Below are 9,251 nucleotides of genomic sequence, written 5' to 3' on the forward strand. Positions count from 1 at the left end.
ATAATGAAAAGCCTCAATTGTACAATTTAAAAAAGGATGCTCGTGAAATGAATAATGTGGCAGATCAATATCCTGAGATTTTAAATCGCTTAATGGCGAAGCTTGCTGAAGTAAGGGGGAAATGATGTTGATTATTTATTGTTTAGGACGGTAATTAAAAAATTACAATCCTTTTTTGGCGTTAAAAAAAGATTATTTTTTTTTGATTTTTAAGTGAATTACCTTAAAAACCTCTTCTGTTAATTTTATTAACCATGAATTTAAAAAAAAATATAATTATTTGTTTCTTGTTTTCCTTTAAAAGTAAAATCGATTTTATCTTTTTATCTAAAATCGTGCAAAACAGTTTCTATAATGCATTTTTTAGCTACTTTTGAGTTCTGCAATGGTGCAGATAAATAAAAAGCAATAAAGATTTTTATGGAAAGAAAATTACTCATGTTTTTCTTGAGTGCATTTGTGCTAGTATCGCAAGTTTTTGCTCAGGAAATAACAGTAACTGGTAAAGTAACATCCGCTGAAGATGGTTTGCCACTTCCTGGTGTATCGGTTAAAATTAAAGGTACAAACACCTTTAGTCAGACAAATCAAAATGGTATGTATTCCATTAAGGCCAATTCATCGAATGTATTGGTATTTAATTATATAGGTTCATTACCTGAAGAAAGAAAAATAGGTGCATTAACGGTGATTAATGTGGTATTGGAAGCTGATTCAAAAGTATTGAATGAAGTTGTGGTAACTGCATTTGGTGTTAAGCAAGAAGTAAGAGGTTTAGGGTTTTCGACTCAAAGTGTAAAAGCAAAGGAGATTGTAGATTCTAAGCAGCCAAATCTTGTGAACGCATTACAAGGTAAAATTGCAGGTGTTCAAATCACGAATTCTAGCGGTGCAGCGGGTGCTTCATCTAATATTATGATTCGTGGTGGAAGTTCTTTAAGTGGTAATAACCAACCATTATTTGTTGTGGATGGTATTCCTGTGGATAATACTACTCCAGTAGGTCAGGGAGGTTTAGGAGCAGGAACAGCACCAGCTTCAAATAGAGCGATAGATATTAATCCGGACGATATAGAAAGTATAACTGTTTTGAAGGGGCCAGCAGCAGCGGCTTTATATGGTATCCGTGCAGCTTCCGGCGCAATAGTGGTTACAACTAAAAAAGGTTCTGGTGGTGCTGCAAGAATTAATTATCAAAATACATTTTCACTTGATAATGTAAATAAAGTTCCAACCTTACAAGGTAAATTTAAGCAAGGAGAGCAGGGAGTTTTTAATGCAACGGCTACAGATTCATGGGGTCCTGAATTTATTTCTGGAGAAAAAATATATGACAATTTGGGTGATTTTTTCGAGACAGCTTTTGCTCAAAATCATGATATTTCTGTTAGTGGAAGTTCTGAACAGACACGTTATTTTACATCAGCATCTGTATTAGATCAAGGGTCTATTGTTGACAATTCTGATTTCAAAAGAAAATCTTTCAGATTAAATGCAGACACAAAAATGGGGGATAAACTTACCATTGGTGGTTCAGCAAATTATGTGCGTACAGATCGAACTTATGTCCCTCAAGGAAGTCCGAATGGAGTTATGGGTGCATTATATTGGCCGCGGAATGATGATATGAAGAATTATCTGAACGCTGACGGTACGCAAAGATTTTTCAATATAACTGATAATGACAATCCATATTGGTCAATACAAAATAAACCAATTATTAATTCAATTAACCGTGTAATTGCTATTGGTAATATTGACTACAACCCTTTTAGTTTCTTGAATGTTTCTTACAGGTTAGGTACAGATTATTACAGCGAAAATTTCAAGTCGATTAGAATGCCAGGAAGTTTAGAAGCTGGAGCGATTAGAGGATCAGTGGCACAATCTGCTGGTGATAATCAGATTACCACTTCAACTTTGATTGTTACTGGTAAGAAAACTATAGCTAAGGACTTTAAATTAAGTTTAGCTTTAGGACAGAACCTTGAAAGCGCTACAAGTGGAAGTACCACATCTACTGCAATTCGTTTTATTGATCCTACTTTCCCAAGTATAAATAACACAGTGGCTACAGATCGTACAGTTTCAGAAAGGTTAAATAAAAGAAGGATTTTTGGATTGTTTGGAGATTTTACAGCTGATTGGAAGGGCATGGCTTATGTAAATCTTAGAGCAAGAAATGATTGGTCTTCTACACTACCTGTTTCAGACAATTCATTTTTCTATCCGTCGGTAAGTGGTGCTATAATATTAACAGATGTATTGAGAGAATTAGGTTTAAAACCTGGTGATGATACTTTTTCTTATGGAAAAATAAGAGCAGCCTATTCTGAAGTTGGAAAGGATGCGCCTGCACACGTAACTACTTCATCTCTTGCGTCAGTTACCAATACGTTTACCATTAATCCTAGGGGTTTTATTACGAATGCAAATAATCCTTTTGGTAACCCAACTTTAGTACCTGAGTTTACAAAGGCTTTTGAAGTTGGAACTGATTTAAGGTTTTTGAAAAATCGTGTTGGAATTGATTTCACGTATTATAATAGTACATCAACCAATCAAATTCTTGCAACAAGAGTACCTCCATCTGCTGGAGCATTCTTAACTTATCTTAATGGTGGATCTATTAAGAATGAGGGTGTAGAAGTTGTATTTAATGCACAAGCAATAACAAACCCCAATTTTAAGTGGTCTGTTGATGTTAACTTTGCTAAAAATACATCTATTGTCAAGGCCTTACCAGGTTTATTGGATCGTGTTGAATTATCTGATGCTTGGGTGGCTTCAAATGCAGCTCAGGGAGCAGCCTTTTTGAATGGGAGTTTATTTGGAATCAATGGTAATGTTTGGAAGCGTAATGCAAGTGGCCAATTATTATTAGGTAACAATGGTTATCCTCAAGTTCAAACAGCACTTACTAATATTGGGGATAGAAATCCAGATTTTACTGCAGGTATTACAAATACATTCTCTCATAAAAATCTTTCATTTGCATTTATGGTTGATGTAAGAGTTGGTGGAAAGGTATATAATGCAACAGAAAACTCTCTTGTTCGTTCAGGATTAAGTACCAAAACACTTGATAGGGGCACAAAAGTTTTTGATGGTATCATTGAATCAACTGGTGCTACAAATGCAATTGCAGTACCTTTAAATCAAAATTATTATCAAACAATTTATGCTAATCAAGGGTTTGATTTTGTTGAAGATGGTGGTTGGTACAGACTTCGTTATGCTACTCTAAGCTATAAGATGCCAACTAAACTTTTGGAAAAAATAGATGTTAAAGGTTTAAGCTTCACAGTTACTGGAAGGAACTTATTGTTGATTACCAATTATTCTGGTGTTGACCCTGAGGTTTCAGGTAGCGGTGCTGGTGTTGGTGGATCAGGTTCTTTTGGTTTTGATAACCTTGGAATACCTGCTACTCGTGGTATTGATTTTGGTTTGAGATTAACACTATAATAGAGATAAATGATAATTGTATTACTTTGTTCCAACAAGCTAGAAAAGCTTATTGTTCAAGGTTTATAGGTTAAAACATAAATGAATTATGAAAATTATAAATAAAAAAATTACTTACTTTTTACTTAGTGTTCTCTTGCTAAGTACCTCATGCGAGAAGTATTTGGATGTAAATAAAGATCCTAATAATCCAACCAAAATATCGGCTGCAAGTCGTTTGGTTGGTGCTATCACAACTTCCAATGGTTCAGCTTTGTGGAGAGGTAATCGTGAGGTTGCAGGTTTAAACCAATATGGTACAACAAAATTAATTACCGGAGCTAATGCGAGTGCCGAACAATGGCGTTTTACAGCATCTTATTTCTTATGGCAAAATGCTTATGTTTTCACAATGCCTAATTGTGTAGATTTAATTGTTCTTGGCCAAGAAGAGGGAAGTCCGCATTTTGTTGGAGCTGGTAAAACACTTTTGGCAATGAACTACGGTTTATTAACAGATCAGTATGGGGCAATTGTTGTTGATGATTTTTACGATGGTAAGTCGCAATTAAATTTAACACCAGTAATGCAAGATCAAGAAACTGTTTATAAGCGTATTGATCAGTTATTAGATGAGGCAATTGTAGCTTTTAATAGCACATCTAATAAAACAGCATTAAATATTAATGGTGGTGATATTATGTTTCAAGGTGATGTTAACAAATGGAAGCGTTTTGCATGGGCATTAAAAGCTAGATATTTAAATCATCTTTCTAAGAAGTCTAGTCTTTACAACCCAGCTAAAATTATCGAAGCGAGTAATAATGCATTCAATGCTGATGGTATGGATGCTGAGTTTGCATATCTTTCAGGAGGTTTAGAGACTGATCAAAATCCTTGGTTTAGCTGGGGTGGATTCGTTTTACCTGCTGGTGTAACAGACCCAAATAGTACTGCTTTTAATCCTAGATATTTTGCATGGAGTCAGTTTTTTGTTAACATGCTTACAAGTCTTCCTGTTACAAATTCAACTTACCAAGATCCTAGGATTAGTAAAATCATGAAGCCAGCGGCCTCAGATGGTCAGTACAGAGGTTTGAAAGTTGGAGGTGGTTTAGTAGGTGGTCAAGGTTTACGTGCTAATGGACAGCCTGGTGATGCTACAAAGGTAAATGGTAACGACTATGGTAGATTCAGCAATAGCGGTTTTTATACTAGTGAAAGATCACCAATGCCTTTTATAACCTACTCAGAAGTTAAATTGATTGAAGCTGAAGCTAAGTTGAGAAGTAATGATGTAAATGGTGCTATTTCAGCTTATACTGAAGGTGTTAAAGCTAACATGCGTAAACTTGGTGTTACAAGTACTGATATCAATAACTACATTGCAGCTCTTGAAGCAGATGGTTTAGCTACTCATTTTACTAATCGTACAAATGGTTTAAGCCATATTATGAGACAGAAATATATCAGTCTTTGCTTAAATCCTGAAACTTGGGTAGATATGCGCAGATCTGACTTTAGTCAAGCAATTTACGGTTCATCTTTGGTTCGTCCATTGAACTTAAACACTGTGGTCTTTGATGCAAATAATTCAACTCAATGGATAAGAGGTATGGTTTACGAAACGAATGAGCAAACTCGTAATCCAGCTGCTGTTGGGGATAATTCAGAAAAATTCAGATTGCTAACTCCACTATGGTGGGATAAGGCTCAATAGTTGATTTGAGTAATATACTTAATAAGAAAGCCCCAATTTTGGGGCTTTCTTATTTAATAAGATTCTGTACTCTTATCATGGATCGAAATAAAATAATTAACGTGTATTAGCAAGCATAATTGATGTGCTATTTTTTATTTCATATTTACCCTACCCGGTTCCCGTTTATTTGCTCCCCCAATTTTCTGTAAATCATCGCCCAAGTCTGCTCTTGCCTCATCAGCGAGTGTTTTCAGTTCTTTTACAATCTCTGGGAAATAAGCTTTAACATCATATTGTTCACCCGGATCTCTGCGTAGGTCATAAAGTGCTTCACTCATTCTTACATTTTCTGGTGCAGCTCCTGGAAATCCATCAATACCGGGTGCTTGATTTAAATAGGAGCGTGATTCATGCTCAAAGACAAGCTTCCAATTATCACGCCTTACCGCTTCCAGCGAATTTTTGCGATAATAATATAAAAAGTTTTTTCGGGGTGATGCTTGAAGATCGCCTTTTAAAATCTCGCCCAAATCAATTCCATCAATTTTTTTATTCGGTAGTGTTGTTCCTGTTAATTTTGCGATTGTTGGCAAAATATCGATGGTTGATGCTAATTGATTAGAAACTAATCCGGCAGGAATTTTACCTTTCCACCGTATAATACAAGGAACTCGCTGCCCACCTTCAAATGAAGTTCCTTTACCTTCTCTCAATCCTGCAGTATTGCCTGAATGGTTTCCGAAGTTTAACCAGGGACCGTTATCACTAGTAAAAATAATCATCGTATTATTTTCAAGACCTTCCTTTTTTAGAGCATTCATGATTTTGCCCACATTGTAATCAAGCTCTTGAATCATATCGCCATACAAACCTTGCTTGCTTTTTCCTCTAAATGCTGCGGATGCATTAATTGGAACATGCGGCATTGGATGCGGAATATATGCAAAGAAGGGTTTCTTTTTATTTCGTCGAATAAAGCTAATGGCTTCATCGGTAAGTTTGCTAGTGAGCATTGCTTGATCTTCTAGTGTACGTATGGTGTCAATTGGTACATTATTTCGAATCAACGGAAGTGGTGGGAAGCGATATTTATTGGTTCCAGGTTTTGCCGGTGTGCCATCATAATGCACAGGCCACATATCGTTTGAATAGGGTATTCCAAGGTATTCATCAAAACCCTGATTTAGTGGTAAAAATTCCTGAGCATCACCCAAATGCCATTTACCGAATATTCCGGTGGCATAGTTTTTCTGTTTTAATAGGTCTGCAATGGTTGTTTCATCTTTTGCTAACCCAATTGGTGAAGCTGGGAATAAAGCACCAGAAATGCCAACACGGTTAGAATAACAACCAGTCAAGATTGCTGCACGAGAAGCACTGCAAACAGCTTGTGCCGCTAGAAAATTAGTAAAACGAATTCCCTCGGATGCTAAACGGTCGATATTGGGAGTATTTATATCCAAAGCCCCATAAGATGATAAATCACCATAGCCCAGATCGTCCATGAAAATTAAAATAATATTGGGACTCGCAGATGCGGCAGTTCTAACTGGAGTGCTAGATTGATGAAGTGTAAGCAAAAGCAATGCGATTACCAGAATTTTTATTCTTTTGATCATGTGATGATGGTATTTATTAAGCTCAAGATAAAGTTTTAATAGGATAAATAAAATAAATGGTTTTTTGCTTCAATCAATTTTCAAAAAAATATAGCTAATTCTAATTTTTTATCCCAACCTTTGTGTAAATAATGAAAAAGCTTGTAATCACCATATTAGCAATATTTTACCTGGGTGTTTCATCCGGTGCAACCCTGCATTTTCATCATTGCATGGGTGAGCTAGTGGAGTGGGGATTTTCTGACAATAGTTTAGACGATTCTGGTAAATGCACAAGTTGTGGCATGGAGCAGGGTAATTCTGTTCAATGTTGTAAAAGTCAGAAACAAGAACTTAAATTGAAGGAAAGCTGTAAAGCTCCCTTGAATGTATTTCAAGGCCAGACTTTTATTCTGGAACCACAAATTTTTGTGAATCTTGAGATTGAAACTTTCACAAATGTAGATCAGCAAGATCTCAATCAGTTATTAGTCCCGCGGTCAGTTAAAACTCCCACATTCCTTCGCAACTGTAATTTCCGTATTTGATCTTCTCCTTTTGGAAATTATTATCCAAAAATTTCCTTTTTAAGCCTTGAATAAATAATATTAGTCAATTGTGTTGACTCAATGGCTTTATTTTCAATTGTTTATATCATAAACTCAATTTCTCGTTTACTAGAATAACTATTAGAGTATGAAAAATCTAATCAATACCTGCGTTGTTTTGATCGTATTATTTTTTGCATCCTGCACCAGTTCAGAAAAACCTGTTCAGTCTAGTGCAGACACCTCAACACATAACAAAGCTCATGCAGTTTATACTTGTCCCATGCACCCTAAAGTATTAAGTGATAAACCAGGAATCTGCCCTGAATGCAAAATGGACCTTGTTAAAAAAACTGATAAGGCTTCATCAAGCGATTCAACAACTAATGAACATCATCAACACTAGGAACAATGGTTGAGAAAATTATTTCATTTTCGCTGCGTAACCGTTTCATTGTGCTGCTTTTTGCGGCAGCTATTTTCACTTGGGGAATATTTTCTGTGCAATCTAGCAAGATAGATGCGATACCAGATTTATCTGAAAATCAGGTTATTGTATTTACAGAATGGATGGGTAGGAGTCCTCAGATAATTGAAGATCAAATTACATATCCCTTGGTTACCAATCTTCAGGGTTTACCTAAAGTAAAATATGTTCGCGCAAATTCCATGTTTGGGATGAGCTTTATCTACCTCATTTTTGAAGATAATGTAGATGTGTATTGGGCACGTGCTAGAGTACTTGAGCGACTCAATACGGTGGGAAATAGCCTCCCTGAAGGTGTAAGTCCGACGATTGGCCCTGATGGCACAGGAGTTGGCCACGTTTTGTGGTACACATTAGATGCTCCTGGAATGGATTTAGGTGAGCAACGTGCCGTACAAGATTGGTATATTAAATTTGCTTTGCAGAATGTTCCGGGGGTAAGTGAAATTGCTTCCTTTGGGGGTTTCCAGAAACAGTACCAGATCAGTATAGATCCCGATAAGCTGAGTTATTATAAATTGACTATTCAGGATGTGATGCGTGCTGTAAAAAGCAATAATAATGAGGCTGGTGGACGTAAGTTTGAGATGAGTGGCATCGCCTACATCATTAAAACCACCGGCTATTTAAAGTCGATTGAGGAAATAGGAAATCTACCCATAAAAACACAAAATTCCATTCCCATAAAGGTAAGTGACATTGCTACTGTACAAATGGCTGGTGAAAGTCGCTTAGGTATTTTCGATTACAATGGTGAGGGTGAAGTAGTTGGCGGCATTGTAGTATTGCGATACGGTGAAAATGCTAATGAAGTGATAAAGCGCGTGAAAGCGAAAATGTCTGAGGTTAGCAAAGGGCTTCCTGATGGTATGAAATTTACCATTGTGTACGACCGTGGTAAGTTGATTGAAGAATCAATCTCATCCATTAAAACTACACTCATCGAAGAAATGATTGTTGTATCGCTCATTGTCATGATTTTTCTCTTACACTGGCGCAGTGCAATTAGCATCATTATTCAGATTCCAATTACTATTGCGGCAAGTTTTATCGTGCTAAATGCTTTTGATATATCATCCAATATTATGTCTTTAACAGGTATAGCCCTTGCCATAGGTGTGATTGTAGATAATGGAATAATTATGGCCGAAAATTCATATAAAAACCTGGCCACAAGGCAGGCCGAGCTAAATGAACAAAAAAAAGGAGGGAACTCACATGTGGTTTAAGAAAAAAAGTTCTATGTCGAGTAAGGAAGATGATTATGTAAAGCTATCTAATGAAGATAGGTTAAGCATAATCGAAAAGGCCTGTAAGCAGGTCTCGAGAGGTGTATTTTACTCGACCATCATTATCATTGCTTCATTTTTACCGGTTTTTTTATTGACCGGTCAGGAGGGTAAATTATTTCATCCTTTGGCTTATACCAAAACATTCATTCTGGTTATAGATGCTATTTTGGTACTTAC

7 protein-coding genes are annotated in these 9,251 nt (G+C 36.2%); 6 read left to right on the plus strand and 1 reads right to left on the minus strand.

The genetic code is table 11. The features are described from left to right. Positions 1-420: 420 nt before the first annotated feature. On the plus strand, positions 421-3,468 hold the full coding sequence (locus ACILQF_RS07025; RefSeq protein ID WP_395626705.1) for a SusC/RagA family TonB-linked outer membrane protein: 3,048 nt from the start codon (positions 421-423) through the stop codon (positions 3,466-3,468). An 88-nt stretch (positions 3,469-3,556) separates the two neighbouring features. After that, a complete protein-coding gene (locus tag ACILQF_RS07030) occupies positions 3,557-5,167 on the plus strand; it encodes a SusD/RagB family nutrient-binding outer membrane lipoprotein (protein ID WP_395626706.1) in 1,611 nt (536 codons plus the stop codon). Positions 5,168-5,301: 134 nt separating this feature from the next. On the opposite strand, the gene ACILQF_RS07035 is transcribed toward ACILQF_RS07030, so the two are convergent. Next, positions 5,302-6,768, minus strand: coding sequence for a sulfatase (locus ACILQF_RS07035; RefSeq protein WP_395626707.1), 1,467 nt, complete (start codon positions 6,766-6,768; stop codon positions 5,302-5,304). Positions 6,769-6,899: 131 nt separating this feature from the next. Between ACILQF_RS07035 and ACILQF_RS07040 the strand changes: the two genes are divergently transcribed. The 4 genes from ACILQF_RS07040 to ACILQF_RS07055 form a co-directional block, all read left to right on the plus strand. After that, positions 6,900-7,295 carry an HYC_CC_PP family protein gene (locus ACILQF_RS07040; protein WP_395626708.1) on the plus strand — a complete coding sequence of 132 codons (396 nt, stop codon included), beginning with the start codon at positions 6,900-6,902 and terminating at the stop codon, positions 7,293-7,295. A gap of 148 nt (positions 7,296-7,443) precedes the next feature. After that, positions 7,444-7,701 carry a heavy metal-binding domain-containing protein gene (locus tag ACILQF_RS07045; RefSeq protein WP_395626709.1) on the plus strand — a complete coding sequence of 86 codons (258 nt, stop codon included), beginning with the start codon at positions 7,444-7,446 and terminating at the stop codon, positions 7,699-7,701. Between the two features lie 5 nt (positions 7,702-7,706). Then, positions 7,707-9,011: an efflux RND transporter permease subunit gene (locus tag ACILQF_RS07050; RefSeq protein WP_395626710.1), complete on the plus strand. Its 1,305-nt coding sequence runs from the start codon at positions 7,707-7,709 to the stop codon at positions 9,009-9,011. A 13-nt stretch (positions 9,012-9,024) separates the two neighbouring features. Next, a partial coding sequence (locus ACILQF_RS07055; RefSeq protein WP_395626711.1) for an efflux RND transporter permease subunit occupies positions 9,025-9,251 on the plus strand: 227 nt, incomplete at its 3' end.

The sequence above is a fragment of the Daejeonella sp. genome (assembly GCF_044232565.1).
In the GTDB taxonomy this organism is placed as follows: domain Bacteria; phylum Bacteroidota; class Bacteroidia; order Sphingobacteriales; family Sphingobacteriaceae; genus Daejeonella.

Coding starts and splice junctions, on each gene's coding strand:
- ACILQF_RS07025 (WP_395626705.1), top strand. CDS start 421: ATGGAAAGAAAATTACTCATGTTTTTCTTGAGTGCATTTGTGCTAGTA.
- ACILQF_RS07030 (WP_395626706.1), top strand. CDS start 3,557: ATGAAAATTATAAATAAAAAAATTACTTACTTTTTACTTAGTGTTCTC.
- ACILQF_RS07035 (WP_395626707.1), bottom strand. CDS start 6,768: ATGATCAAAAGAATAAAAATTCTGGTAATCGCATTGCTTTTGCTTACA.
- ACILQF_RS07040 (WP_395626708.1), top strand. CDS start 6,900: ATGAAAAAGCTTGTAATCACCATATTAGCAATATTTTACCTGGGTGTT.
- ACILQF_RS07045 (WP_395626709.1), top strand. CDS start 7,444: ATGAAAAATCTAATCAATACCTGCGTTGTTTTGATCGTATTATTTTTT.
- ACILQF_RS07050 (WP_395626710.1), top strand. CDS start 7,707: ATGGTTGAGAAAATTATTTCATTTTCGCTGCGTAACCGTTTCATTGTG.